At 71.5% G+C, this 26,670-nt stretch carries 21 protein-coding genes; 16 read left to right on the top strand and 5 right to left on the bottom strand.

Features of this window, described 5'->3' with window-relative positions:
* The first annotated feature begins 235 nt into the window (after positions 1 to 235).
* Positions 236 to 4,318, top strand: a complete 4,083-nt coding sequence (locus tag HSO01S_RS12980) for a GH92 family glycosyl hydrolase (protein ID WP_066042043.1) — start codon at positions 236 to 238, stop codon at positions 4,316 to 4,318.
* Between the two features lie 144 nt (positions 4,319 to 4,462).
* Here HSO01S_RS12980 and ypfJ read toward each other — a convergent pair whose 3' ends face one another.
* Positions 4,463 to 5,335, bottom strand: coding sequence for a KPN_02809 family neutral zinc metallopeptidase (ypfJ, locus tag HSO01S_RS12985; protein WP_066042045.1), 873 nt, complete (start codon positions 5,333 to 5,335; stop codon positions 4,463 to 4,465).
* 100 nt (positions 5,336 to 5,435) lie between these two features.
* On the opposite strand from ypfJ, the gene HSO01S_RS12990 reads away from it, so the two are divergent.
* The 12 genes from HSO01S_RS12990 (at position 5,436) to HSO01S_RS13045 (ending at position 19,843) form a co-directional block, all read left to right on the top strand.
* On the top strand, positions 5,436 to 5,828 hold the full coding sequence (locus tag HSO01S_RS12990) for a DMT family transporter (protein WP_066042047.1): 393 nt from the start codon (positions 5,436 to 5,438) through the stop codon (positions 5,826 to 5,828).
* On the top strand, positions 5,825 to 6,157 hold the full coding sequence (locus HSO01S_RS12995; protein WP_066042049.1) for a DMT family transporter: 333 nt from the start codon (positions 5,825 to 5,827) through the stop codon (positions 6,155 to 6,157). Before HSO01S_RS12990 ends, HSO01S_RS12995 begins: the two co-directional genes overlap by 4 nt.
* Positions 6,158 to 6,243: 86 nt before the next feature.
* Complete coding sequence (locus HSO01S_RS13000; RefSeq protein ID WP_157079063.1) at positions 6,244 to 6,492, top strand: antitoxin; 249 nt, start codon at positions 6,244 to 6,246, stop codon at positions 6,490 to 6,492.
* Entirely contained in the window at positions 6,486 to 6,830 is a 345-nt protein-coding gene (locus HSO01S_RS13005; RefSeq protein WP_066042054.1) for a type II toxin-antitoxin system PemK/MazF family toxin, read from the top strand. The genes HSO01S_RS13000 and HSO01S_RS13005 overlap by 7 nt, the downstream gene beginning before the upstream one ends.
* Positions 6,831 to 6,867: 37 nt before the next feature.
* Positions 6,868 to 7,947, top strand: coding sequence for a helix-turn-helix domain-containing protein (locus HSO01S_RS13010; protein WP_066042055.1), 1,080 nt, complete (start codon positions 6,868 to 6,870; stop codon positions 7,945 to 7,947).
* A 138-nt stretch (positions 7,948 to 8,085) separates the two neighbouring features.
* A complete protein-coding gene (locus HSO01S_RS13015; protein ID WP_066042057.1) occupies positions 8,086 to 12,654 on the top strand; it encodes a S8 family serine peptidase in 4,569 nt (1,522 codons plus the stop codon).
* A gap of 146 nt (positions 12,655 to 12,800) precedes the next feature.
* Entirely contained in the window at positions 12,801 to 14,243 is a 1,443-nt protein-coding gene (gene argG, locus HSO01S_RS13020) for an argininosuccinate synthase (RefSeq protein WP_066042059.1), read from the top strand.
* Positions 14,244 to 14,539: 296 nt separating this feature from the next.
* The gene (locus tag HSO01S_RS13025; protein WP_066042061.1) at positions 14,540 to 14,887 is read left to right on the top strand and encodes an MmcQ/YjbR family DNA-binding protein; all 348 of its coding nucleotides are present in this window, start codon (positions 14,540 to 14,542) and stop codon (positions 14,885 to 14,887) included.
* A 120-nt stretch (positions 14,888 to 15,007) separates the two neighbouring features.
* Positions 15,008 to 16,390, top strand: coding sequence for a hemolysin family protein (locus tag HSO01S_RS13030; RefSeq protein ID WP_084361650.1), 1,383 nt, complete (start codon positions 15,008 to 15,010; stop codon positions 16,388 to 16,390).
* Positions 16,387 to 17,463 (top strand): hemolysin family protein, encoded by a 1,077-nt coding sequence (locus HSO01S_RS13035; protein WP_066042062.1) that lies wholly within the window; start codon positions 16,387 to 16,389, stop codon positions 17,461 to 17,463. The genes HSO01S_RS13030 and HSO01S_RS13035 overlap by 4 nt, the downstream gene beginning before the upstream one ends.
* Before the next feature lie 79 nt (positions 17,464 to 17,542).
* Positions 17,543 to 18,550 (top strand): NAD-dependent epimerase/dehydratase family protein, encoded by a 1,008-nt coding sequence (locus tag HSO01S_RS13040; protein ID WP_066042064.1) that lies wholly within the window; start codon positions 17,543 to 17,545, stop codon positions 18,548 to 18,550.
* Positions 18,551 to 18,658: 108 nt separating this feature from the next.
* Complete coding sequence (locus HSO01S_RS13045; RefSeq protein WP_066042066.1) at positions 18,659 to 19,843, top strand: EAL domain-containing protein; 1,185 nt, start codon at positions 18,659 to 18,661, stop codon at positions 19,841 to 19,843.
* A 102-nt stretch (positions 19,844 to 19,945) separates the two neighbouring features.
* Here HSO01S_RS13045 and HSO01S_RS13050 read toward each other — a convergent pair whose 3' ends face one another.
* The 3 genes from HSO01S_RS13050 to HSO01S_RS13060 form a co-directional block, all read right to left on the bottom strand.
* A complete protein-coding gene (locus HSO01S_RS13050; RefSeq protein WP_084361651.1) occupies positions 19,946 to 21,391 on the bottom strand; it encodes an MFS transporter in 1,446 nt (481 codons plus the stop codon).
* A 163-nt stretch (positions 21,392 to 21,554) separates the two neighbouring features.
* Positions 21,555 to 21,935, bottom strand: a complete 381-nt coding sequence (locus HSO01S_RS13055; protein WP_157079064.1) for a hypothetical protein — start codon at positions 21,933 to 21,935, stop codon at positions 21,555 to 21,557.
* A 60-nt stretch (positions 21,936 to 21,995) separates the two neighbouring features.
* Positions 21,996 to 22,397 (bottom strand): winged helix-turn-helix transcriptional regulator, encoded by a 402-nt coding sequence (locus tag HSO01S_RS13060; protein WP_084361652.1) that lies wholly within the window; start codon positions 22,395 to 22,397, stop codon positions 21,996 to 21,998.
* Positions 22,398 to 22,537: 140 nt separating this feature from the next.
* On the opposite strand from HSO01S_RS13060, the gene HSO01S_RS13065 reads away from it, so the two are divergent.
* Complete coding sequence (locus HSO01S_RS13065; RefSeq protein ID WP_066042069.1) at positions 22,538 to 23,134, top strand: NADPH-dependent FMN reductase; 597 nt, start codon at positions 22,538 to 22,540, stop codon at positions 23,132 to 23,134.
* A gap of 84 nt (positions 23,135 to 23,218) precedes the next feature.
* Here the strand turns inward: HSO01S_RS13065 and HSO01S_RS13070 are convergent, their stop codons facing one another.
* Positions 23,219 to 24,157, bottom strand: a complete 939-nt coding sequence (locus tag HSO01S_RS13070; RefSeq protein WP_066042073.1) for an oxygenase MpaB family protein — start codon at positions 24,155 to 24,157, stop codon at positions 23,219 to 23,221.
* A 106-nt stretch (positions 24,158 to 24,263) separates the two neighbouring features.
* Here HSO01S_RS13070 and HSO01S_RS13075 point away from each other — a divergent pair, with 106 nt between their 5' ends.
* Both HSO01S_RS13075 and HSO01S_RS13080 read left to right on the top strand, forming a co-directional pair.
* On the top strand, positions 24,264 to 25,106 hold the full coding sequence (locus tag HSO01S_RS13075; protein WP_084361653.1) for an ABC transporter ATP-binding protein: 843 nt from the start codon (positions 24,264 to 24,266) through the stop codon (positions 25,104 to 25,106).
* On the top strand, positions 25,088 to 26,665 hold the full coding sequence (locus HSO01S_RS13080; protein WP_066042074.1) for a hypothetical protein: 1,578 nt from the start codon (positions 25,088 to 25,090) through the stop codon (positions 26,663 to 26,665). Before HSO01S_RS13075 ends, HSO01S_RS13080 begins: the two co-directional genes overlap by 19 nt.
* Positions 26,666 to 26,670: the final 5 nt, after the last annotated feature.

Raw genomic sequence — 26,670 nt, forward strand, 5'->3', positions numbered from 1 at the left:
CGGAGCACCCCGCCGGAGCCGGGTGGAGAACGTCGGTGAAGGGAGCTCACCGCGGAGCGAACCAGGAGCGAACCGCTCGTGGATGGTGCAGGAGACCCCACGCTAACGACGTCCGGGCACTGCGTGGTTTCGCGGATATTTCGGCTGTGTTAACGACACGCCGCATTGCCATTGACAACGTTGACACATCAGTGTTTGCTTGGCCGCTGTCTGCTCAATGTCGATCGGAGAATAAGTGAAGAAAGTCCGCAGCCGGCGTATCCGGCCCCTCAGGGAGATCCTCGCGGCGGCCACCGTCGCGTCGGTCACCGCCGCTCTCGCCGTCACCGGCGGAGCGGGCGTCGCCGTCGCGGCGGGCAACCCGCTCACGGACGATCCGGCTCGGTACGTCGACCCGTTCGTCGGCAGTTCGAACGCCGGCAACACCTACCCCGGGGCGGTCGCGCCGTTCGGCATGCTCGGGTGGAGCCCCGACCAGAGCTCCGTCTCCAACGACGGGACGCTCCGCAGCGCCTCACCGAGCGGGTACGAGCACGACCGCGACTTCATCCGCGGTTTCGGGCTGACCCACGTCTCGGGCGCCGGCTGCGCCGGGCTCTCCGGCGACATCCCGTTCATGCCGGTCAGCGGGGCGATCCAGACCTCGCCCTCGGCCGCCGACGCGGCGGGCACCCCGTACCAGAGCACCTTCTCGCACGACAACGAGGAGGCCTCGCCCGGGTCGTACCACGTGGCCCTCGACTCCGGCGTCGACGTCGATCTCGCGGCGACCACCCGCACCGGCTCCGGCCGCTTCACCTACCCCGCGGGGGCTCCGGCCTCGATGCTCGTCCGCACCTCGGACTCGCTCGTCGGCTCGAGCGACGCCGACGTGCACGTCGACGCCGCCACCCGCACCATCTCCGGCTCGGTCACGAGCGGCAACTTCTGCGGCGGCTTCGTCGGCGACGGCATCCTGCAGCGCAGCTACTACACGGTCTACTTCACCGTGCAGTTCGACAAGGACTTCCAGTCGGTCGGCACCTGGCAGGACGGCGAGCTGCGCCCGCAGACCACCGACGCCGAGGGCGGCACCACCTACCCCGGCGGCTACCCGCCGGCGGGCAAGGGGTCCGGCGCGTACGTCAGCTTCGACACCTCGGCCGGCAGCGCCGTGAACGCGCGGGTCGGCATCTCCTACGTGAGCCTCGACAACGCCGAGCAGAACCTGGCGGCCGAGAACCCGGCCGGCACCACGCTCGAGCAGGTGAAGGCGGCCACGAAGGCCGACTGGAACACCGAGCTCAACCGCATCCAGACCGGGGGTGGCACGGATGCGGAACGCACGACGTTCTACACCGCGCTCTACCACGCGCTGCTGCACCCGAACGTGACGAGCGACGTCAACGGCCAGTACACCGGCTTCGACCTCGCGACCCACACGGTGCCGGCCGGTCAGGACGCGCAGTACGCGACCTTCTCGGGCTGGGACGTCTACCGCTCCCAGGTGCAGCTGGTCACGCTGCTGGACGCCAAGCGCGGCAGCGACATCGCCGCGTCGCTGCTCAACCAGGCGAACCAGAACGGGGGCGAGTGGGACCGCTGGACGCACAACTCCGGCGGCACGCACGTGATGGTCGGCGACCCCTCGGCCGTGGCCCTCGCGGGGATCGTGGCCTTCGGCGGCGACGACTTCGACGTCGCGAGCGCCTACCAGTCGCTCAAGACGGCGGCCACCGTGCCGACGGCGAACGACCTGTCGCGCGACGGCTGGAACATCGCGGTCATCGGCCAGCGCCCGTCGCTGGACCAGTTCCTCGAGCACGGCTACTACCCCGAGGGCTGCAACGCCTGGGGCTGCCCGAACGAGACGCTCGAGATGGCGGCGGCCGACTACGGTCTCGCCAGCCTCGCGCAGCACCTCGGCAACAGCGCCGACTACGACCAGTTCGTGACGCGCTCGCAGTCGTGGCAGAACCAGTTCAACCTGGCCTCGACGCCCGGGGGCGGCTACATCCAGGGCCGCAACGCCGACGGATCGTGGACGACCGGGTTCGACCCGGCATCCAGCAACGGCTTCGTGGAGGGCACCAGCGCCCAGTACACCTGGATGGTGCAGCACGACCCGGCGGGCCTGTTCCAGGCCATGGGCGGGGCGGATGCGGCGAGCGACCGGCTCGACGGCTTCTTCCACGAGATCGGTGACGAGAACGGCAACGGCGTCCCCGGTGAGTGGACGCTGGCCGGCGGATCGTGGGACACCAACCTGCACTCCAACGTCGACAACGAGCCCTCGATCGGCGCCCCCTGGCTGTACAACTACGCCGGGAAGCCCTGGAAGACGCAGGAGACGGTGCGCGCCACGATCCAGCAGCTCTGGCTCGACACGAAGGACGGCGAGCCCAACGGGCCCGACGGCATCCCGGGCAACGACGACCTCGGCGAGATGTCGTCGTGGCTGGTCTTCTCGGCCATGGGCCTGTACCCGGAGAACCCGTCGCGCTCGGAGCTCACGGTGGCGGCCCCGCTGTTCACCGACGTCGTGATCCACCGCGCGAGCGGCGAGACCATGACGATCTCGGCTCCCGAGGCGAGCATCGGCAACCAGTACATCCAGTCGATGTCGGTGAACGGGAAGGCGCAGACCGCGACCTACCTCGACGCCGACGCCATCTCGGGTGACACCACGGTGGCCTACCAGCTCGGCAGCACGCCGAACCAGCAGTGGGGGACGGGGGCGGCGGATGCTCCGCCCTCGGTCCGCGACGGCGAGCAGCCGGTGCTGGCGAGCGTCGCGCCCTCGGCCGACACGGTGCGAGGCGGCACGACCGATCCGGTGACCCTTCGCGCGCAGCGCTTCGGCGACTCGGCGGCGACTGCGAGCTACTCGATCGAGCCGACCCCGGGTCTGACCCCGGATGCGGCGACGGGCACGTTCTCGTTCGACGCGGACGGCACCGCGGTGCTCCCGGTCGTGTTCCGGGCGTCGGCCGACCTGGCCGCCGGGACCCAGCTAGTGCGCGTGCACTTCACGGCCGACGGGAAGGCGCTGCCGGACGGCACGCTGAACGTCGCCGTGCGTGAGCAGGGCACCCCCGTGATCGACACGAGCTTCGAGGACGGGCAGGCCCGCCCGACCCCGAACACCGTGATCGACAGCCAGGGCTGGAGCGAGTACTGCTGCGGCATCGGCGGGCCCGAGACCAAGCCGCACCAGGAGAAGGCGCACACCGGTGGCTGGTCGATCGTGTACTCCGGCCGTGCCTCCGAGGCCGACGCGAGTGCGACCACGCAGCTGCTGGACGTCGACGCCATCCGGGCGCAGGCGGGGTCCACCCTCAGCTACGCGGTCTACCCGCAGGCGGAGGCGACGGCGATCGCCGGGCTGGTGCAGGATGCCAGCCAGTACGTGGCGGTCGACCTGCTGTTCACCGACGGCACGCGACTGAGCGACAGCGGGGTGGTGACCTCGAACGGCAAGACGCTCGACCCCATCCAGCAGGCGCAGGCGCTGACGACGGATGCCTGGAACGACGTCTCGGTCGTGCTCCCCGACGCGGTCGACGGCAAGATCATCGACCAGGTCGTGCTGCACTTCTCGACCGGCGGGGCGTATGACACGAAGGGCGACAACGGGTACCTCCGCGGCTGGGTCGACGACCTGCGGCTCACGCAGCAGTTCGAGCCGCTCACGGTGACCCCGGCCACGGGTGTCACGGCCACGGCCGGAGTCGCGTTCGACGCCGTGCTGGCTGGCTTCACGGGTGGGGCGGGCGCCGAGGCGGCCGACTTCTCGGCGGCAGTGCAGTGGGGCGACGGGACGGCGGCCAGCGACGCGGTCGTGGGTGCGGCGGGTGCTGGTGTTGGTGCTGCCGGTGGTGCTGGTGCTGGCGCCGGTGCTCGGGCTGCGGCCGGGTACTCGGTCAGCGCTGGGCACACCTACGCCCAGGCCGGGCAGTACGACGCGGTCGTCACGGTGACGGATGCGGACGGCGTGCAGCAGAGCGCGACCGTCTCCATCCAGGTCGCGGCGGCACCGGACGGTGGCACGCCGGGCGACGGGTCGACCGGCCCGGGCACCGGAACCGGCCCCGGCACGGGAACGGGCCCGGGAACGGGCACCGGCCCCGGAGCGGGTGACGGCACGGGAACGGGCACTGGCTCAGGTTCGGGCAATTCAGGCTCCGGCTCGACCGGCGCGAACAGCTCGAACGGGCCTCTCGCGCTGACCGGCAGCCAGGCGTTCCTCGGAGCGTCGGTCGCGGCCCTGCTGCTGGCGGCGGGACTCGGTGCGCTCCTCGTGGTGCGCCGCCGTCGCCGGGCACACGGAGCGAACTGACCCGGGCGTCCTGACGCGTGAACGACCGACGGCGGCCATCCTCACGGGTGGTCGCCGTCGGCGTCTGTCCGGGCGCGTGTTCGGCGGTGTCCGGGAGGCCGGGGCGGGCCGGCGCTGCCGTACTGCCGTGGCGGTGCGGGCCGGTCAGCCCGCGAAGGTGTCGCAGGCCTGGGCGCCGGACTCGAGCCCGGTCTGGAACCACTGCTGACGCTGCTCGCTCGAGCCGTGGGTCCAGGTCTCCGGGTTCACCTGCTGGCCGCTCTGCTGCTGGATGCGGTCGTCGCCGATCACGGACGCGGCGTTGAGCGCATCCGCGATCTGCTCGCCCGACAGCGGGTCGAGGAAGGTGACGCCGTTCTCGTCTTTGACGGTCGACGCGGATCCCGCCCAGGCGCCGGCGTAGCAGTCGGCCTGCAGCTCGATGCGCACCGAGTCGGAGTCGGCGCCCGTGCCGCTGCGGTCGGTCGTCTCGTTCAGCCCCGCCAGCTGCTGGATGTGGTGGCCCCACTCGTGCGCGACCACGTAGAGCTGGGAGAGGCTTCCGCCGCTCGCACCGAACCGGGTGCGCAGCTCGTCGAAGAACGAGGTGTCGACGTAGATCGTCTCGTCCGGCGGGCAGTAGAACGGGCCGGTCGCGGCCGAGCCCTGACCGCATCCGGTGCTCGTCGACTGGTCGAAGAGCACGAAGTCGGCGGGGCTGCGGTAGGTGAGCCCGAGCGCGGGCGCCTCGGCGGCCCAGTAGGTGTCGAGCGAGCTCGCGGCACCGACCATCAGGCAGTCGGTCTCGGAGTTGGCGGCCGCGCCGGTGGTGCAGCGGTCGAGCGACTCCTCCTCGACGCTCTGCCCCTGGCCGCCGCCGGCCTGGCCGGCCAGCCCGGTCAGGTCGACCCCGAGCAGCTGCGACAGCACCAGCAGGCCGACGACCACGAGCGCGCCGCCGCCGCCCCCGATCAGGGCACCGCGCTTGCGCCGCGACACCTTCGAGGGGTCGAGCTTCGAACTGTCGTTGAAGGTCATGCTCCGACGGTACTGCGAACCGCCGAGTTCCCCACGGGTGGGCCGGACCCGCCGGATGGGCGAGAGAGGGGAGACGGTCGATTCTGCGAGGATGTCGCCTGTGATCAAATGGGCGGCGCTGGTGGGGGCGATCCTCACCGAGGTGACCGCGACGCTGTGTCTGCGCGCCTCGCTCGAGCATCCGGTGTGGGTGGTCGGGGTGGTCATCGGGTATCTCGCCGCGTTCGGGCTGCTCGTGGTGGTGCTGCGGCACGGGATGCCGATCGGGGTCGCGTACGGGATCTGGGGCGCGGGCGGGGTCGCGCTTACCGCGATCGCCGCGTTCGTGATCTTCGGGGAGCCGCTGACCTGGCTGATGGGGCTCGGGATCGTGATCGTGGTGGCGGGGGTGCTGCTGGTCGAGATCGGGTCGCAGCGGGCGCAGGCGGCGGCTGCGGCTGCCGCTGCTTCGGCTGCTGCTGCCGCGGCTCCTCGAGAGGGCGAGACCTCGTGAGCTACCTCTTCCTCGCCGGGGCGATCCTGCTCGAGGTGTCGGGCACGCTGGCGCTCCGGCAGTCCGAGGGCTTCCGCAAGAAGAAGTGGATCCCGGTCGTCGCCGTGGCCTACGTCGCCGCGTTCCTCTGTCTGAGCGGGGCGCTCGCCGAGGGGATGCAGGTGGGGGTCGCGTACGGGATCTGGGCCGCCACCGGGGTCGCGCTCACCGCGGTGGCCGCGCGCATCCTCTTCAAGGAGCCGCTCACGGCGCTCATGGGCCTCGGAGTCGTCCTCATCGCGGGCGGCGTCCTCCTCATAGAACTCGCCGCCCAGTCCGTCGCGGCATGATAAGCTGAGTAATCATCAGCAGCCTTGCGGGGACTGCTCGGCGGAGGCTTCTCATGACTCTCGTTATACCGCGTTATACTCTCCCCATGAAGACCGCGATCTCGGTGCCGGATGCGACGTTCCACCGCGTCGACAAGAAGGCGGCCGAGCTCGGGCTCAACCGTTCCGAGTTCTACTCCCTCGCCGCAGAGCGCTACCTGCGCGAGCTGGAGGCGGACGACCTGACGACGCGGCTCGATGACGCGCTCGCCCGGTCCGGCCACGCGGCCGAGAGCGAGGCTAAAGACTTCGCGGCGCACGCCCGACGGCATGCCGACGAACTCGCCGAGTGGTGATCGCGCGCGGCGAGATCTGGTGGTCGCAGCTGGGCGAACCGCAGGGGAGTGAACCGGGAGGCCGGCGACCGGTTCTGATCATCCAGTCCGACGCCTTCAATCGCAGTGCGATCGCCACCTGCATCGTCGTCTCCGTGACGTCGAACACGAGCGTCGCCGGGCACCCGGGCAACGTCTTCGTACCGAGTTCCGCGTCGGGGCTCCCTCGGGATTCGGTCGTCAACGTATCCCAGGTGGCGACCGTGGATCGTGCCGTCCTCGTCGCCCGAGCGGGCTCCCTGCCCGCCTATCTTCTCGAGGAGGTCGAGCGCGGGATGCGCGTGGTTCTCGACGTCTGACGGAAGGGCTGGGCGGGGGCCGACGTACGCTGGGGGTGTGGCTGACGAACCCCTTCTGCTCGACGGCGCCGGGCTCGACCCGATGAGCGAACGGGTGTACCTCGACCTGCTGGCGCAGGGCCGGGGGAGCGCCGCCCACTCGGCCGAGAAGTTCGGGCTCGGGGTGCCGGCGGCCTCCGCGATCCTCGAGAACCTGCGGGTGCAGGGTCTCGCCTCCCGCCTCGAGGGCGAGGAGCGCGAGTACGCCGCGGTCGACCCGGGCTACGCGCTCCGCGCCATCGCCGACCGGATGGGCGACCAGGTGCTGCGCCTGCGCGACGCCCTGCCCCGCCTGGTCGAGATCTTCGAGCGGGTGCCGCCGACGGGCATCGACCAGACCCAGACGAGCATCCTCACCGACGCGGATGCGGTCGCCGCCTGGTACACGCGCCTCCAGCACCAGGCGCGCACCGAGTTCCTCGCCTTCGACCGGCCTCCCTACGTCTCGGCCTCGCTCGACCCCGTCGAGGCGACCGCCCTCGACCGCGGGGTCAGCTGGCGCGCGATCTACACGATCGAGAGCTTCGACGACGGCACCACCTGGGAGGAGGTCGCCGAACTCGCCGAGCAGGGCGAGCAGGCCCGCATCGCGCCCGAACTTCCCGTCAAGCTCGCGATCGTCGACGGCCGCGCCGCCCTCGTCTCGCTGACCCTCGAGCCCGGGCGCATCTCGGCGCTCGTCACCTCGTCGGCGCCGCTGATCGATGCGCTGCGGCAGCTGTTCGAGTTCCACTGGGCCCGCTCGCTGCCGCTGGCCGAGGCTCGCGCGCAGGACCACCCGCAGGATCGGCCGCAGCATCCAGGCGATGACCGTACGACGGAGGGGGCGCCGGCACGATTCTCGCCGGTCGTGCCCGAGGGGTCGATCGCGGGTGCCGGCCGCACCCGCATCCCGACCCCGGAGGAACGCGCCCTGATCGCCCTGATGGCGGTCGGGATGAAGGATGACGCAATCGCTCGCCAGCTGCAGATCTCGCCGCGTACCCTCCGCCGCCGCAGCCAGGAGCTGATGCTCGAACTCGAAGCGACGACCCGCTTCCAAGCAGGTCTCGAAGCCGGCCGTCGGGGCTGGTTGTAAGGGGCAGATTGCCCGCGTGTAACGATCACGTTTCCGGGCCTGGCCGGTAGCGGCCGTTGGCCGATCTCGGCCAACACCCCCCGTTCGGGGTTCCACAGAATGGGACGACTGCACGCCGACCATCGACCAAGGGATCTCGTGAACTCGCTTCCTCCGGCACCACAACGCACCGCGCGTCGCACCACGACCGCGCGCTCCCGGCTCCTCCCGCTCCCGTCCCGGCTGCTCGCCGCGGGCGCCGTCGCCCTGCTCGCCTCTGCGGCCGCGGTCGCCGGGGGCGGAGGCGCCTCCGCCGCCCCGCTCGCGAGCGCGACGACCGCAACGACGACGGGGACGAGCGCATCCGCGAACGCGACCGCCTCCGCATCCACCCCCACCCCCGACTACACCGACGGCCGCTACATCGTGACCCTCCGCGACGACGCCGTCGCCGGCTACCGCGGCGGCCTCGCGAAGCTCCCGGCCACGCAGCCCGCCCCCGGCGACGAGCTCGACCTGCAGTCGCGCCGGGCGGTCGACTACACCTCGTACCTCGAGACCGAGCAGCAGTCGCTCGCCGCCTCCGTCGGCGCCCGGATCACGACCTCCTACACGGTCACGACCAACGGCTTCTCGAGCGCCCTGACCGCCGATCAGGCGACCTCGCTCGCCCGCGACCCGCGCGTCTCCGCCGTCATCCCTGACGAGCTGCTGCACCTGCAGGCCACCTCGTCGACCGACTTCCTCGGCCTCTCCGGCTCGGACGGCGTCTGGCAGCAGACCGGCGGCGTCGAGCACGCGGGTGACGGCATCGTCGTAGGCGTGATCGACAGCGGCATCGCGCCCGAGAACGCCTCCTTCGCCGGCGACGCCCTCGGCACCGCCGCCGGGGATGCGCCCTACCGCGACGGCGACTCGATCGTCTTCGACAAGTCCGACGGCACCACCTTCCGCGGTGCCTGCGAGACCGGCGAGGGCTTCGACGCGGGCGACTGCTCGACCAAGCTCGTCACCGCCCGCTACTTCGTCGACAGCTACGGGGCCGACACGATCGGCCGCGACCGCGGAGAGTACCTCTCACCCCGCGACGGCAGCGGCCACGGTTCGCACACCTCCAGCACCGCAGCCGGCGACGCCGGTGTGGATGCGACGGTGGCGGGCCGCGAGTTCGGCGCCATCTCGGGCGTCGTGCCGGGCGCCAAGATCGCGATGTACAAGGCCTGCTGGACGGGACCGACCGAGTCGGACGACGGTTGCCAGACCGGCGACCTCCTCGCGGCCATCGACGCCGCGGTGGCCGACGGAGTCGACGTGATCAACTTCTCGATCGGCGGGGGAGCGGCGCAGACCACGATCTCGGCGACCGACGAGGCGTTCTTGAACGCCGCGGCCGTCGGCGTCTTCGTCGCCGCCTCCGCGGGCAACGACGGCGCTGCTCCGTCGACCGCCGACAACGCCGCGCCGTGGGTCACCACGGTCGCCGCCACGACGATCCCCTCCTACGAAGCCACCGTGCGCCTCGGCGACGGACGCGTCGTGCTCGGCGGCTCGATCACCGTTCCGGCCGGCGCCCCGGTGAAGGGCCGTCTCGTCGAGGCCGCCGCTGTCGCCGCGGCCGGCGCCGAGGATCCGCAGCTCTGCGGCCCCGGCTCCCTCGACCCCGCGAAGACCGCCGGCCTGATCGTGCTCTGCGACCGCGGGGTCGTCGACCGCGTCGCCAAGTCGGCCGAGGTCGCCCGCGCCGGCGGCATCGGCGTCGTGATGGTGAACCCCACCCCCAGCTCGATCGACCTCGACACCCACTCGGTGCCGACGGTGCACGTCGACGCCGAGTCGTTCGGTCTGCTGCACGATTACGCGAAGACCGCCGGCGCCACGGTGACGCTGGAGGACGGCAACACCGCAGGGCTGCCCTCGCCGGCGACCCCGCAGGTTGCGGGCTTCTCGTCGCGCGGTCCGATCCTGGCCGACGGCGGTGACGTGCTGAAGCCGGACATCGCGGCACCGGGCGTCGCGATCCTGGCCGCCTACGCGAACGCGCCGGGCAAGGCGGGCCAGTACGCATTGCTCTCCGGCACCTCGATGGCCTCGCCGCATGTGGCCGGACTCGCCGCGCTCTATCTGGGCGAGCATCCGGATGCCACGCCCGACGAGATCAAGTCGGCCATGATGACGACGGCCCACGACACCGTGGACGCCTCGGGCGACGCGGTCACCGACCCGTTCGCCCAGGGTGCGGGCCAGATCGACCCGACGCGCTACTTCGACCCGGGGATGCTCTACCTGAACGGGCCGGACGACTGGTACGGCTACGCCGAAGCGGTGACCGGCCTCGACCTCGGGGTCGAGAAAGTCGACCCCTCCGAGCTCAACCTCGCCTCGATCAGCGTGGGCGGCCTCGCCGGCACCGAGACCGTGACGCGCACCGTGACCTCGACGCGGGCCGGATCCTTCACGGCGGCGCCCGTCGACATCCCCGGTGTCGACGTGGTCGTCTCGCCCTCGACGCTGAGCTTCGGCGCGGCGGGCGAGTCGCAGGACTACACGGTCACCTTCACCCGCACGGATGCGCCGCTGGACGAGTTCGTCACCGGCGTGCTGCGCTGGTCGGACGACGCGAGCGGGCAGACGGTCACCACGCCGCTCGCGGTGCGGCCGATCACGCTCTCGGTTCCGCGCGAGATCGCCGGAGAGGGCACGGACGGCTCGGTCGCCATCCCGGTCGGCGTGGGCACCACGGGCGAGATCCCGTTGACCAAGGCGGGGCTGGCCGAGGGGCACACGGTCCGCGGCACCGGTCACGCCGGCGGCGCGCACGATCGGTACCTCGTGACAGTGCCCGAGGGCACGACGCTGTCGCGGTTCGTGCTGACCAGCGCCGACCCGACCGCCGACCTCGATCTGTACCTGTCGCGCTACGACTATCAAGCGGGCCTGCCGCTGTACTCGAGCGCCACTCCGAACTCCGGCGAGAAGCTCGACGTGCCGGCGATGGATGCAGGAACCTACGTTCTCGACGTGGACTTCTACTCGGGAACGGGCGACCTGGGCTATTCGCTGACCAGCTACCTGCTCGGCTCGTCGACGACCGCGGGCGCGCTCACCCTGAACCCGGAGACGCTCGAGACGACCCTCGGTCAGCCGGCCACCGAGCAGGTGTCGTGGACCGGTCTCGAGCCGGGGGCGAGTTATCTCGGCCGGATCGGGTTCGGCCAGACCGGGTCCAGCACGAACGTGACCGTGACGACGCCGGGTGCCCCCGCGGCACCCGCGCCGGCCGATCCGTCCATCCTGATCGACCGCGCGACCACCCGGCCGGGCACCGACGTGGGGTTCCAGGCGAGCGGCATCGTGCCGGGCGATCCCTACCAGATCGCGCTCGACGGCCAGGTGGTGGCAATCGGCCTCGGTTCGGCCGACGGCACCGCCGACCGGGCGTTCCTGCTGCCGGCCGACATCGCCCTGGGCGACCACCTGGTGACCCTCGTGACCCGAGGGCTCACCGCGAGGGCCACGCTGACCATCGCCCCGATGCTCGTCTTCTACCAGCTCGACAACCCGCAGTACGACTCGGACGGAGCCGCCACCGTGGCGATCGAGACCCTGGTCGCCGGCACCGGGACGCTGAAGGTGACGGTCACGGGTTCGACGGGAACGGTGCTCGACGAGCTGCTTCCCGTCGACGTCGACCCGACCTTCTCGATGGACTCCGTGATGTCGTCGCGGGTGGCGGTCTCGCCAGGCGTCTGGACAGCGGATGCGTGGGCGGTGGGCGCTGACGGCTCGCTGAGCCAGCACGTGCAGCACTCGTTCACGATCCTGGCGTACGCCCCGAGCGAGGTCTCGATCACGCAGAATCCGAGCGATCCGAACCTCGCGGATCTCGTCTACCTCAACCCCTCCGAGGACAGCATCGAATTCTCGCTCCGCTACAAGCTCTGCAGCGGTCCGGTCGTGTTCGCAACGGTGCCGACCAACGAGAGGGACATCCACACGACCTTCGACATGACGGCGGTCACCTCGGTCGAGCTGATCCGTCCCGACGGGAAGGTCATCGCGGGCTACCTCAACACCGGGCCGGCGCGCTGTGCCGCGGAGCCGCACATCACCCAGGACTATTGGGCGACGTTCCGCGACGTGCCGTCGGCCGCCGAGCCGGGCAAGCCGATCTCGATGACCTTCAGCAACCGCTACCCGGCCTGGAGTGGTGGCTTCTCGTTCACTGCGGGAACCGGGACGAGCTACCGCCAGGGACAGTTCTACTCGCAGGCGGTCTCGCACCCGGTGGTCACCGAGGTCGGGCCGGTGGTGGACATCACGCTCGCCGTGCCGGAGGACGAACCGATCTGGACCAGGGCGTTCTACGAGGTGCTGACCCCGGACATGCAGCTGACGGCGCACCGCGTGATCTATGCGCAGGCGCTGGATCTCGCGATGCTGCAGCCGGTCGTCGACCCGGCCGATCCGGGGACGCCGGCCGATCCCGGGATCCCGGCCCAGCCGGGCACTCCCGGGAACCCGGGCACGCCTGTCGACCCGGGCACGCCTGTCGACCCGGGCACGCCGGGTGACGGTCCGGGCACTTCGACCGGCGCGGATGCAGCCCATACCGGCGACCTCGCGTCGACCGGCTGGGCGGCGGCACCCGGCATCGTGATCGCGCTGGTGCTGCTCGGGCTGGGCGGCGGGGCGATCCTCCTCCGCCGTCGGCGGGCGCACCGCGCCTGACCCCGCCCGACCCGCCTATGTGTCCGCCATCCGTCACTTGTTGCCGCTTCGAGCCCCCGATAGCGGCAACAAGTGACGGATCGGCGACAGTCGGGGGCGGGCCGGGGGCGTGCGAGCGGGGGCTGCGGGCGCGTTAGGGTTTTCTCATGTCCAAGGTTCTCAGCAGTCTCCCCGTCGGCGAGCGTGTCGGCATCGCCTTCTCCGGAGGGCTCGACACCTCCTGCGCGGTCGCCTGGATGCGCGAGAAGGGCGCCGTGCCCTGCACCTACACGGCCGACATCGGCCAGTACGACGAGCCCGAGATCGACAAGGTCCCGGCGCGTGCCCACGAGTACGGCGCCGAGGTCGCCCGCCTGGTCGACGCGAAGAGCGCGCTGGTCGAGGAGGGCCTCGTCGCCCTGCAGTGCGGCGCCTTCCACATCCGCTCCGGCGGCAAGACCTACTTCAACACCACGCCGCTCGGCCGTGCCGTCACCGGCACCATGCTCGTGCGGGCCATGAAGGAGGACGACGTCGACATCTGGGGCGACGGATCCACCTACAAGGGCAACGACATCGAGCGGTTCTACCGCTACGGCCTGCTCGCGAACCCGCGCCTGCGCATCTACAAGCCCTGGCTCGACGCCGCGTTCGTCGGCGAGCTCGGCGGCCGCACCGAGATGAGCGAGTGGCTCGTCGCCCGCGGCTTCCCGTACCGCGACTCCACCGAGAAGGCGTACAGCACCGACGCCAACATCTGGGGCGCCACCCACGAGGCCAAGAAGCTCGAAGAGCTCTCCGCCGGCCTCGACCTCATCGAGCCGATCATGGGCGTCGCCGCCTGGCGCGACGACGTCGAGGTCGCCACCGAGGTCGTCTCGGTGCGCTTCGAGGCCGGCCGCCCGGTCGCCCTCAACGGCGTCGAGTACGCGGATGCGGTTGCCCTCGTCCTCGAGGCCAACACCATCGGCGGTCGCCACGGCCTCGGCGTCTCGGACCAGATCGAGAACCGCATCATCGAGGCCAAGAGCCGTGGCATCTACGAGGCGCCCGGAATGGCCCTGCTGCACATCGCCTACGAGCGCCTGCTGAACGCCATCCACAACGAGGACACGGTCGCGAACTACCACACCGAGGGCCGCCGCCTCGGCCGCCTGATGTACGAGGGCCGCTGGCTCGACCCGCAGTCGCTGATGCTCCGCGAGTCCATCCAGCGCTGGGTCGGCTCGGCCGTCACCGGCGAGGTCACCCTGCGCCTGCGCCGTGGCGACGACTACACGATCCTCGACACCACCGGCCCCGCCCTCAGCTACCACCCCGACAAGCTCTCGATGGAGCGCGTCGGTGACGCCGCCTTCGGCCCCCAGGACCGCATCGGCCAGCTCACCATGCGCAACCTCGACATCGCCGACTCCCGTGCGCGGCTCGAGCAGTACGCCGCCGCGGGCATCATCGGTGGCGCGACCGCCGAGCTGGTCGGAGAGCTCGAGGTCGGCGAGGCCAGCGAGATCCTCGACCCCACGGTGTCGCCGACGGCGGCAGCGGATGCGCTGGAGCGGGCGACGGATCTGGCGTCGGAGGGTGCGGCGTTTGATGCGGGAACTGACTGATCGCCGGTAGGTGAAGGCGGCAAGACGGGCTTTTGCGTGCCGGCAGGTGGGGGCGGCTTAGACGGTCTTTTTCGTCCCGACAGGTGAGGGCCGCAAGACGTCCTGCTGTGCTAGCTGCCGGGATGCGCGTGCTTCGCGCGCGTATCCCGGGCTGCGCCGGTCCCTGCCCGGCGCAGCGCGACATGTTCGGCCTCGGTCGCTGGCGCGGCCAAGGCCTCACCCTGGGGCGTCGGGTACGGCCTGCTGGCCAGGACTTTCGTGCCGAGGTGCTTGGGGCCGGGCGGTACCCTGGCTGCATGACGCTCAGCCGGGAGGACCTGCTCGAGGCGTGCGCGGCCCTGCCGGCGACGACGGATGAACGGCCTTTCGGACCCGAGACCGCCGTCGCGAAGGTGGTGGGCAAGGTGTTCGCGCTGATGCCGCTCGACGGGGACGTCGTCAGCATCACGCTCAAGGCTCAGCCCGCCTTCGGCGAGGCGCTCGTGCGGGACCATGCGTGGATCGCGCCGGGGTACCACATGAACAAGCGACACTGGATCACGGTGACCCTCACGCCCGACTCCGACTCCGAACTCGTGCGCGACCTCATCGTGAACTCCTACGACCAAGTCGTGGCCGGCCTCCCGCGCGCCCAGCGGCCCTGACCCGGACCGCCCGGCCCGCCCGTCCGGGCGGTTTTTCAGCCGCGCTCCCTAGGCTGTCCTGACCATGGACGACCCTCCGCATCACAGACCCACGCCCCCTCGACCGAAGGGGGCTGCCCCGTGTACGAACTGATCATGATCGGCGTGGGCCTCGTGCTCACCGTCGGCACCGGCCTGTTCGTGGCCAGCGAGTTCGCCCTCGTGAACCTCGATCGCAGCGAGCTCGAAGCGCGCCAGGCCCGCGGTGAGCGGCGGCTCGGCCCGACGATCGCGGCCCTCCGCATCACCTCCACCCACCTCTCGGGTGCGCAGCTGGGCATCACGCTGACCACCCTCCTCACCGGCTACACCTTCGAGCCCGCGATCTCGGCGCTCCTCGCCGGCCCGCTCACCGCGGCCGGGCTGCCCGCCGCGGTGGTCCCCGGTTTCGGAGCCGTGCTCGGCATCCTGATCGCCACCGTCTTCTCGATGATCGTCGGCGAGCTCGTGCCAAAGAACTTCGCCCTGGCGCTCCCGCTCGCGACCGCGAAGCTCGTGGTGCCGTTCCAGAGCGCCTTCACGGCGGTGTTCAAGCCGATCATCCTGCTGTTCAACTCCACCGCGAACGCCCTGATCCGCGCCCTCGGCATCGAGCCGAAGGAGGAGCTCTCGGGCGCCCGCTCGGCCGACGAGCTCAGCTCCCTCGTGCGCCGCTCGGCCCTCGAGGGCGTGCTCGACCGCGACCACGCGACCCTGCTCGACCGCACCCTGCGCTTCGCCCGCCGCGACGCCGACGAGGTGATGACCCCGCGGGTCAGGATGACCGCGGTCGGCCCCCACGAGACCGCGGCGGGCCTGCTCGCCCTCGCCGGGCGCACCGGGTTCTCGCGCTTCCCGGTGGCCGGCGCATCCGTCGACGACATCGTCGGGCTGGTGCACGTCAAGCAGGCCTTCGCCGTGCCGCTCGAGGAGCGCGAGACCACGACGGTCCAGAGCCTCATGGTGCGACCGCTGTTCGTGCCCGAGTCGATGGGCACCGACACGCTGCTCGGCCTCCTGCGCCGCGGCGGCTACCAGTTCGCCGTGGTGACGGATGAGCACGGCGGCACAGCCGGTGTCGTCACGCTCGAGGATCTGGTCGAGGAGATCGTCGGCGAACTCGTCGACGAGCACGACCGGATGACCGCGGGCGTGCTGCGGCAGGGCTCGGCGATCTCGTTCGACGCCGGGCTGCGGCCCGACGAGCTGCTCGAGCGCACGGGCCTCCGGATCCCGGGGGAGGGCGACCACGAGACGGTCGCCGGGTACGTGATCGACGTGCTCGACCGGCTGCCCGAGGCCGGTGACGAGGTGCCTGTCGAGGGCGGGATGTTGCGGGTCGAGCGGCTCGAGGGCCGCCGCCTCGCGCGACTGCGCTTCGTGCCGGCTGCGGACGCGGACGGAGACGCGGACGCCGACGGAGCGCCCGGCGCCGCCGCCGTGCCGACCACGGCTGAAGCCCGCGAGACCGGAGGCCCCCGATGAGCGACATCGTCCCCGGCCTGGTCTGGCTCGTTGTGCTGCTGGTCGTCAACGCCTTCTTCGTCGGAGCCGAGTTCGCCGTGATCTCCGCGCGCCGCTCGCAGATCGAGCCACGTGCCGAGGCCGGGAGCAAGGCCGCCAAGACCACGCTCTGGGCGATGGAGCACGCCACCCTGATGCTCGCGACCAGCCAGCTCGGGATCACGGTGTGCTCCCTGGTCATCCTGAACGTCTCCGAGCCCGCCATCCACCACCTGCTGGAGTACCCGCTCGCCCTCACACCGCTCAGCCCCGAGCTGATCGGCGGGGTCGCGTTCGTGATCGCGCTGGTGGTCGTGACGTTCCTGCACGTGGTGTTCGGCGAGATGGTGCCGAAGAACCTGAGCTTCTCGGTGCCCGACCGCGCCGCGCTGCTGCTCGCGCCGCCGCTCGTGCTCGTGTCGATCCTCGTGCGGCCGGTGATCTGGGTGCTCAACGGCATCGCGAACCTCGTGCTGCGGGCGTTCGGGGTGCAGCCGAAAGACGAGGCCACGAGCAGCTTCACGCTCGAGGAGGTCGCGACGATCGTGGCGCAGTCGACCCGCGAGGGCTCGCTCACGGATGCCTCGGGCACCCTAGGCGCCGCGTTCGAGTTCACGGCCAAGACGGTCGGCGACGTCGAGGTGCCCCTCGGTGAACTCGTGCTGCTGCGGGCGGATGCGACCCCTCGCGACCTGCAGACCGCGGTCGCCACGCGCGGCTATTCGCGCTACGTACTGACGGATGCGGCGGGCGCGCCGACCGGGTACCTGCACGTGAAGGACGTGCTCGACCTGACCGGCGAGGCCTTCGACCGCGCGGTGCCGGTCGCGCGCATCCGGCCGCTCGACTCGGTGCGGCGGGGCGACGACCTCGAAGACGCCCTGGCGGCGATGCGGCGGAGCGGCGCGCATGTGGCGCGGACGCTCGACGGCGACGTCGTCGAGACCGGCGCGGTCACCGGCGTGCTCTTCCTCGAGGACATCATCGAGGAGCTCGTCGGCGAGGTGACCGACGAGACGAGTGCGGCGGGCGCGGCGGGCCCGCTCCGCGCCTGATCGTCTGCCCAGATCTTCCCGCCCGGCCGATGCGTGATCGTGCCGGCCGCGGGAGGCTGGGGGAGACGAAGGAGGGCACGTGAAGATCGCCGTCATCGGGGCATCCGGGAACCTGGGCACCGCGCTGCTGCGCCGGCTCGCGAAGGAGGACGGGGTCGAGGTGGTCGGCGTGAGCCGCCGGGCCCCACGGCCCGAGGGCCCCTACGCCGGAGTCGCCTGGCACGAGATCGACGTGGCCGACGCCGACTCACGGGAGCGTCTCGCGCCCGTGCTCGCGGGCGTCGACGCGGTCGTGCACCTGGCCTGGGCGCTGCAGCCGAACCACGACGAGCACGCGCTCTGGACCACGAACGTCCACGGCACCGCCGCGCTTCTCGACGCCGCCGCCGACGCGGGCGTGCCGCACGTGCTCGTGGCCTCCTCGGTCGGCGCATACAGCCCCGGACCCAAGTCGCGCCGGGTCGACGAGTCGTGGCCGACGGGCGGTCTGCCCGCCTCGCACTATTCCCGCCACAAGGCGATCAACGAGCGGCGGCTCGACGACTTCGAGCGCCGGCACCTCGGCACCGTGCTGACGCGGATGCGGCCGGGCCTCGTCTTCCAGGCCGGCGCCGCCTTCGAGATCGCCCGCCTGTTCGCGGGGCCGCTCGTGCCGAAGCGCCTGCTCGGCCGGCTGCGGGTGCCGATCGTGCCACTGCCGACCACGCTGATCTCGCAGGTCGTGCACGCCGACGACGTCGCCGAGGCGTTCTGGCTCGCGATCCGGGGGCGGAAGGGCGGAGCCTTCAACCTCGCCACCGAGCCGGTCGTCACCCCCGAGGTGCTGGCCGGAGCGGTCGGCGGCCGGCCGGTGCCGTTCCGCCGCGCAGTGCTCCGGGCGATCATGTGGGCGACCTGGAAGGCGCGGGTGCAGCCGAGCGATCCGGGCTGGCTCGACATCGCGACGAGCGTGCCGGTGATGTCGACCGAGCGGGCTCGCGCCGAGCTCGGCTGGGTGCCGACGGTCTCGGCCGAGAGCGCGCTGGCCGAACTGCTCGAGGGGCTGGCCGGCGCGCACACCGTTCCGGCGTCGCCGCCGCTGCACTGAGCCGCCGGTGGCAGCGCCGACGCTGCACCGAGTCGAGGGCACCGGCGCCGACGCGCATCCGGGCTGCGGCGGTCACCGCTCCGCTCTCCGTTCGGACATGATGGACACATGACGAACGCCGGATCGTGGAGCGCCGACCGTTTCGCCACGGTCTTCCAGCCCGTCGTGCACCTCGACTCGGGGTCCGTCGTGGCGTACGAGGCCCTGACCCGGGCTTGGGCGGGCGAGGACTCGCTGCCGATCGCCGACCTCTTCGCCGAGGCGCACCGCGACGGGACGGCCCGGGCCCTCGACGAGACCTGCGCCCGGCTGGCCCGGCGCACGGCTGCCGAGCAGGGGCTGGATGCGGCCCACGCGCTCTTCCTCAATCTCGAGCCGGCGACGCTGGCTGCATCCGACGACCCGGAGAGCCTCCGTGGCCCGCGGGTTGTCGTCGAGGTGACCGAGCGGGCTCTCACCAGCGAGCCGGGGGCCCTCATCCGCTCGACCGAGCGCATCCGCGCGGCGGGCCACCGGATCGCGGTCGACGACCTCGGCGCGCAGCCGGCGTCACTGGCGCTGCTGCCTCTGCTCGAGCCCGACGTCATCAAGCTCGACATGGGCCTCATCCGCGGCCGGCCCGACCGGGACGCTGCCCGCATCATGACCGTGGTCGCCGGGTACGCCGAGTCCGGTCGCTCGATCGTGCTGGCCGAGGGGGTCGAGACCGAGCGGCAGCTGGTGACGGCACGCGCTCTCGGCGCCACGCACGCCCAGGGCTGGCTGTTCGGCCGCCCCGAGGCGGAGATCGGCCCGGTGGCCGCCGGAGTGCCGTTCGCCACTGATCCGCCCCAACCGTCCGGCACCGACACGCCGTTCGAGATCGTCGCGGAGAACACCCCGCTCCGGTTCGCCGATCGTGCCCTGCTGGTGCAGCTGAGCCGTTTCCTCGAGGATCGCGCCGAGGAGGGCGGGGACAGCGCCGTGCTGCTGACGACGTTCCAGGCCGGTGACAACCTCATCCCCTCGACCCGCAGCCGGTACGAGCGGCTGGCGGCCGGGGGCGCGCTGGTGACGGTGTTCACGCAGGGCCCGGCGCCCGAGCTCGCGTCGGCGATCACGCACCGCGACATCCCGCTGGGCGATCCGCTCGCCGAGGAGTGGGACGTGGTGCTGCTCACCGCCGACTACGCCGCAGCACTCGTCGCGCGAGAGCGGGACCCGGGTCAGCACGCCACGGGCGACTACGAGTTCGCGCTGACGACCGACCGCGCGCTGGTCAAGGCGACCGCGGTCGCGCTGCTGACGCGATAGCGCGCCTAGTGCGTGCACGAACGGGCTGAAGAAACGCGTCAGGCGTGCATATAGCGCGCAACGACGCGATCTTCAGCCCGTTCGAACGGCCTCCCGCTGGCGTCAGTGCACCGGCACGGCGGCAGCCCCATCGCCGGCCGGCAGCAACGCCGACTTCGGCCCGCGGATGAACACGGCTGCGACGACCGCGCCCGCCACCATCACGACGGCGGCGGCGAAGAACACGGCGCCGTACCCCGTGGTGAACGCCACGAGCTGCGACGGCCCGTCGGTCACCGGCACGCCGGCGACGGCCGAGGCGTAGATCGCGGTGAAGACCGACAGCCCGATCGACCCGCCGATCTGCATCGCCGAGTTCGCGGTGGCGGAGGCCGCACCCGCGTCGTGCGGGGCGACGCCGGAGAGCGCGAGGTTCTGCAGCGGCACGAACACGAAGGCCATGCCGATGCCCATCAGCACCAGGCCGGGCAGCACCTGCACGAGGTAGTCGCCGTCGGCGGTGATGAAGCTGAGCCAGACCAGGCCGGCCGCGACGATCAGCGGCCCCGCGATCATCAGGGGCCGCGGGCCGATGGCCGGCAGCAGCTTCGTGGCGATCGGGGCGATGACCATGATCACGAGCGTGAGCGGGAGGTTGGCGAGGCCGGCCTCCAGCGGCGGCATGCCGAGCACGATCTGCAGGTGGAACGCGAGGTACAGCGTCGCGCCGATCATGACGCAGCCCGCGATGGCCTGGATGAGGAACGCGCCGCCGCGCACCCGGTCGAGCACGACCCGGAGCGGCAGCAGCGGCTGCGCCACGCGGGTCTCGATGAACACGAAGAGCACGAGCAGCCCGGCGCCGAGCGCGAGGAAGCCGATCGTGTCCGGCGAGCCCCAGCCGCCCTCGGCGAGGCTGAACCCGTAGACGAGCGAGCCGAGTCCGAGCGTGACGGTGATCGCACCGAGCACGTCGTAGCGGTTGTCGCCCTCGGCCTTGGACTCGGTGACGAGGAAGATGCCGCCGACGAAGCCGACGATCACGAAGGCGACGTTGACGAGCAGGCACCAGCGCCAGTCGGCGTACTCGGTGAGCACCCCGCCGAGCACCAGGCCGACTGCGGCTCCGGCGCCCGCGACCGTGCCGAACACGGCGAAGGCGGTGTTGCGCTCCCGGCCGTGCGTGAAGGTCACGGTGAGCAGCGCGAGCGCGGCGGGTGCGAGCAGGGCCGCGAACAGCCCCTGGAACCCGCGGGCGATGATCAGCTCCATGCCGTTCTGGGCGAGACCGCCGAAGGCCGAGGCGACGCCGAAGCCGACCATGCCGACGAGGTAGGTGCGCTTCCGCCCCCAGTAGTCGGCGATCCGGCCGCCGAGCAGCAGCAGGGCGCCGAAGGCGAGTGCGTACGCGGTGACGACCCACTGGCGCTGCCCGTCGCTCAGGCCGAGCTCCTGCTGGGCCTGGGGCAGGGCGATGTTGACGATGGTGCCGTCGAGCACGACGACGAGCTGCGTGAGGGCGAGCACGACGAGTGCGAGCCAGCGATTGGGCGTGCGGGCAGGGGACATGGGATTCCTCCGGGCTTCGATGCGGATGCGGGATGCCGGAGGTTTCCAGCCTCGGATCGACCGCACTCGTGGCAGCTCGGCTGCCGGCACACGTCGACCACACCGACCCGAGGGTCGGTCAGGCCATCAGTCTACCCGTTACGCCAGCGTGGGTCAGCAGAGCTCAGTCGTACCAGACCTTGACCTTGCCGACCGTGCCGTAGAGCGCCGAGAGGAGGGCGAGGAACGGCACGAGGATGCGGAGGAAGTAGCTGATAGCGGTGAGCTCGAGGAAGTCGCCGAGCGCGAAGAGCCCGATGGCGACGAGGCCGGCGATGAGCACGTTGCGGAAGGGGGTGCGGTAGCCGAGCTTGGCCACGCCGAAGCCGACCGAGGCGAAGACGATGCCGCTGTCGATCAGGAACGCGCCCCAGAGCGGGTTCGTCATGAACGGCGCGATCACCCAGAGTGCGATGGCGACGAGCCAGAACAGCACGAAGACCCCGCCCTTCAGCGGCTTCGCCAGCTCTTTGCCGGGCTTCTCGTCAAAGACCACAACCGTCACGTCGCATGCTCCTTCAGGGATGTGCGTGACGTCGTGCCGGTCACGCGCTTCACCCTCACTCTACCGGTCGAAGCGCGCCCGGCTCGCTTCGATCTCGTCGCGGTGGTCGACGGTCCACTGCACGAACGCGCGCACCGGTCCGCTCAGAGTCTCGCCGAGCGGGGTGAGGGCGTACTCCACCCGCGGCGGCGACTCGGCGTACGCGGTGCGCGACACGAGGCCCGCGCGCTCGAGCGAGCGCAGGGTGCGGGTCAGCATCCGGTGCGAGATTCCGTCGACGGCCGCCATCAGGCCGGTGAACCGCACCGGCCCCTCGCCGAGCGCTCTGATCACCGCCATCGACCACTTGTCGCCGGTCATCGCGAAGACGTCGCGCACCAGCGAGCGGGTGTCTTCGGATGCGCAGACGCCGCCGGGTGCGAAATCGGCGCCGACATCGGTGATCGCGGGCTCAGGCGACATGGCGCGAGACGTCCTCTCGTGTTCGTGACGCACTTCGAAGTGCGGGGCCGTCGGTGGGACTATTTCCGCCGGTGGCCGGTTCAGTACGGGTGACAACGTGCGATACGCACGAAAAGTTCCCGACCTCGCAAGGAGACCTCATGACCACGATCGGCATCATCCTCGGCAGCACCCGTCCCGGCCGCAACGGCGAGGCGGTCGCGAAGTGGGTACTCGAGATCGCGCAGCGGCGGGCGGATGCGGAGTTCGAGCTCGTCGACCTCGCCGACTACCCGCTGCCCCACCTCGACGAGCCCGGATCCGCCGCCTGGGGCAACTACCAGAACGACCACACGAAGGCGTGGTCGGCACGCATCGCGGAGTTCGACGGCTTCGTCTTCGTCACCCCCGAGTACAACCACTCGACCTCGGGTGTGCTGAAGAACGCGCTCGACTACCTCTACAAGGAGTGGAACAACAAGGCGGCGGCCTTCGTCAGCTACGGCGGAGTGGGCGGCGCCCGTGCGGTCGAGCACCTGCGGCTGATCGCGTCGGAGCTGCAGCTGGCGACGGTGCGGGCACAGGTCGCGATCTCGCTCATGACGGAGTTCGAGAACTTCTCCGTGTTCGCGCCGCACGACTACCTGCTGCCGCAGGTCGACACGATGCTCGACCAGCTCGTCGCCTGGTCGGACGCGCTGCGCCCGCTGCACGCCCCCGTCGAGGTCCCCGCGCCCGTCGAGGTCTCCGCGGCCTGACCGACTGTCCTCGATCCGTCAGTTGTTGTCGCCAAAGCGCTCGGATAGCGACAACAAGTGACGGATCGCGGACATTCGTGGGGGTCAGGGGGCGGGGACGGGGGCCAGGGAGCGGCCCTCGGTGGCGAGACGGCGGATGCGGGACATGGCCGCCGCCTCGGTCGAGGAGGCGTCGCCCATGAAGGAGCGCACCACCGCGAGCACCCGGCCGGTCGCCCAGATCACCGGGAGCGGCGACCGGCGGAGGCCGAGCATCCGCCGGTACTCCTTCGGCAGTGACGCGACCGCACCCGCGAACATCACGCGGTAGGCCGGCATCATGCCCTTCGCGAGCGGGGGCCGGCGGATGAAGCGCACGGCCTCCGCGACGCGCTCGTCGCTCTTCAGCACACCGGCCACCCGGAAGCCGTCGATCTGCGCCCTCAACCGCGCCGCGCTCCGGGGCGGGTCGGGTACCCCGATCAGCTCGCCGGCGGTCGCCCACTCGTCGACGTAGCGGTCGGCTCCGCCCTCGGGAAGCGGCTTGTCCCAGCGCAGGTGGCTCGCGAGGAACGCATCGGTGAAGACCAGGTGCACCCAGCTCAGCAGCTCGGGGTCGCCGGCGCTGTAGGGCACGGTCTCGCCGCGTGCATCCACGTACTCGCCGCGCACGCGGTCGTGGAAGTGCGCGACCCGCCCGGACTCGCGGCGGGCGAGCGCCGTGTCGGCGAAGGTCACGGTCACCAGCCAGCGGATGGTGCCGGTCAGCCGGCCGAGTGGGTCCTCCTTGTAGCGCGACCAGTCGTGCACACCGGCCATGGCTCCGGGATGCAGCGTCTGCATGAGCAGCGCTCGGATGCCGGCGACCATGGTCGCCATGCCCCCGTGCACCGCCCAGGAAGCCGAGCCCGGGCCGAAGAAGCCGACGTCGTCGCCCTGCTCGACAGCATCCACCCATTCGGGCCGGCCGTCGGAGCGACCGGACAGGGTGGAGAGCAGGTGGGAGCGCCAGCGGTCGGCGATCGTTCCGGAGGATCGTGCCATGACCTCACCGTACGACCGGCCGAGTTTGCCGCCACACCGCGGGGTCGGTTGTCGAGAAGGCTCCCAGCCGCCAGAGTGGAGGGGCCACTCGTGAAGGGGACCACGCATGACAGATCCATCCGCCGCGCCCACGCCCGCGCAGGCACCGACGCCCGCCGCAGCGCCCGCACCCACGCCCGCCGCCGGCACCACCGGCACCGCCGCGATGCAACTCACCGGCCTGACCAAGCACTTCGGCCAGAAGCTCGCCGTCGACGCCCTGAGCCTGACGGTGCCGGAGGGCTCGTTCTACGGGCTCGTCGGCCCGAACGGCGCCGGCAAGACGACGACGCTGTCGATGGCCACCGGCCTCCTCCGCCCCGACGCCGGCCAGGCGCTCGTGCACGGCGTCGACATGTGGCGCGACCCGATCAAGGCGAAGGCGCTGATCGGCAACCTCGCCGACGGCGTGAAGCTCTTCGACCGCCTGAGCGGCGAGCAGCTCGTCACCTACAACGGACTGCTCTTCGGCCTCGACCGCGCCGAGGTCGCCGACCGCGTCGCCGACCTGCTGCGCCTGCTCGACCTCGAGTCGGCGGCCGGCTCGCTCGTCGTCGACTACTCCGCCGGCATGACCAAGAAGATCGCGCTCGCCTGCGCCCTGGTGCACGCTCCGCGCGTGCTGGTGCTCGACGAGCCGTTCGAGTCGGTCGACCCGGTCTCGGCCGCGAACATCCGCGACATCCTCACCGGCTACGTGCAGAACGGCGGCACGGTCATCGTCTCCAGCCACGTGATGGACCTGGTGCAGCGGATGTGCGACCACGTCGCCGTCGTCGCGAACGGCAGGGTGCTGGTCGCCGGCACCGTGGACGAGGTGCGCGGCGGATCCACTCTCGAAGACCGCTTCGTCGAGCTCGTCGGCGGTCGCACGCACGCAGAGGGGCCGGAATGGTTGCGACGCTCGTAAAGCTGCGGTTCCTGCTGCTGCGCAACTCGCTGAAGCGCAGCGCCTGGCAGCTGGTCGCCGTGATCATCGGCGCCCTCTACGGCCTCGGCGCGCTCGGACTCGCGGTGCTGGGGCTCGTCGCCCTGCGGTTCGCGCCGCTCGAGTTCGCCACGACCGTGGTCATCCTCGCCGGCTCGGCCGTGATCCTCGGCTGGATCGTGCTGCCCCTGATCGCCTTCGGTATCGAGCAGTCGGTCGATCCCGCGCGCCTGCGGGTCTTCCCGATGTCGATGACCCAGCTGCTGGTCGGCCTGACCCTGGTGGGCCTGCTCGGCGTGCCCGGAATCGTCACCTCGATCGCCGCGCTCGCGACGGTGGTCACGTTCTCGGTCTCGCTGCCGGCGGCGATCGCCGCGGTCATCGGCGCGATCCTCGGGGTGCTGACCGCGGTCATCGCCTCGCGCACGGTCGCGGCCCTCAGCACGAGCCTGCAGTCGCGCCGGCGGTTCCGCGAGCTCGGCGGCATCCTGATCTTCATCCCGATCCTGCTGCTCGGCCCGCTGCTGGCCTGGTTCACCCGGGGTGTGGCCGACTCGGCGGATGCTCTGCCCGGCCTCGCGCGCGCCCTCAGCTGGTCTCCGCTCGGCGCCCCGTTCTCGATCGCCCCCGATGTCGCGATCGGCGACTACGGCCCCGCCGCGCTCAAGCTGCTGATCAGCCTCGCGACCCTCGTGCTGCTCGTGCTGGTCTGGCGCCACTCGCTCGCGGTCAGCCAGGTGAACCCGCCGGCCGCCGCCCGCAAGCAGGCCGCCCGGGGCAAGACCGGGCTGTTCGGCGTGCTGCCGGCCACCCCGGCCGGTGCCGTCGCCGCGCGCTCGCTGACCTACTGGCGACGCGACCCGCGCTACGCACGCCAGCTGATCATCGTGCCGCTGGTGCCCGTGCTGTTGTGGTTCTACTCGGTCAACAACGACGCCCCGGCCCTGCTCAACCTCACCGGCCCGGTGCTCGCGTTCTTCCTCGCCGTGTCGATCTACACCGACATCTCGTTCGACGGCACCGCGTTCGCGACCCACCTCGCCGACGGCGTACGCGGCCGCGACGACCGGCTCGGCCGGCTCGGCGCGCTGGCGATCATCGCGGTGCCCCTGGTGCTCCTCGGCACGATCGTGCCGATGTTCTGGACCGGGTCGTGGAACCTGCTGCCGATCTTCCTCGGCCTCTCGGCCGCGGCGCTCCTCGGCGGCTTCGGGGTGGTCAGCGTCTCGTCGTCGCGGATCGTGATCCCGGTGCCGCAGGCCGGCGACAACCCGTTCCGCTCGGCGCCGGGTGCGAGCTTCACCACGGCGCTGTCGGGCTTCGCCACCTGGGGCGTCGCCCTGCTGCTCGCGCTGCCCGCGACCATCCTGGCCGTGTGCGCCCTGATCTTCTCGTCGGCGCTGCTCGGCTGGCTGACCCTGCTCGTGGGCGTGGTGCTCGGCGCCGTGTTCCTCGTGGTCGGCGTACGGATCGGCGGCGCCGAGCTCGACCGGCGCGGCCCCGACCTGCTGATGCGGCTCAGGATGCTCCGCGGGGCGTGAGCGGG

Origin of the sequence: Herbiconiux solani NBRC 106740, from assembly GCF_001571005.1 — a bacterium.
GTDB lineage: Bacteria > Actinomycetota > Actinomycetes > Actinomycetales > Microbacteriaceae > Herbiconiux > Herbiconiux solani.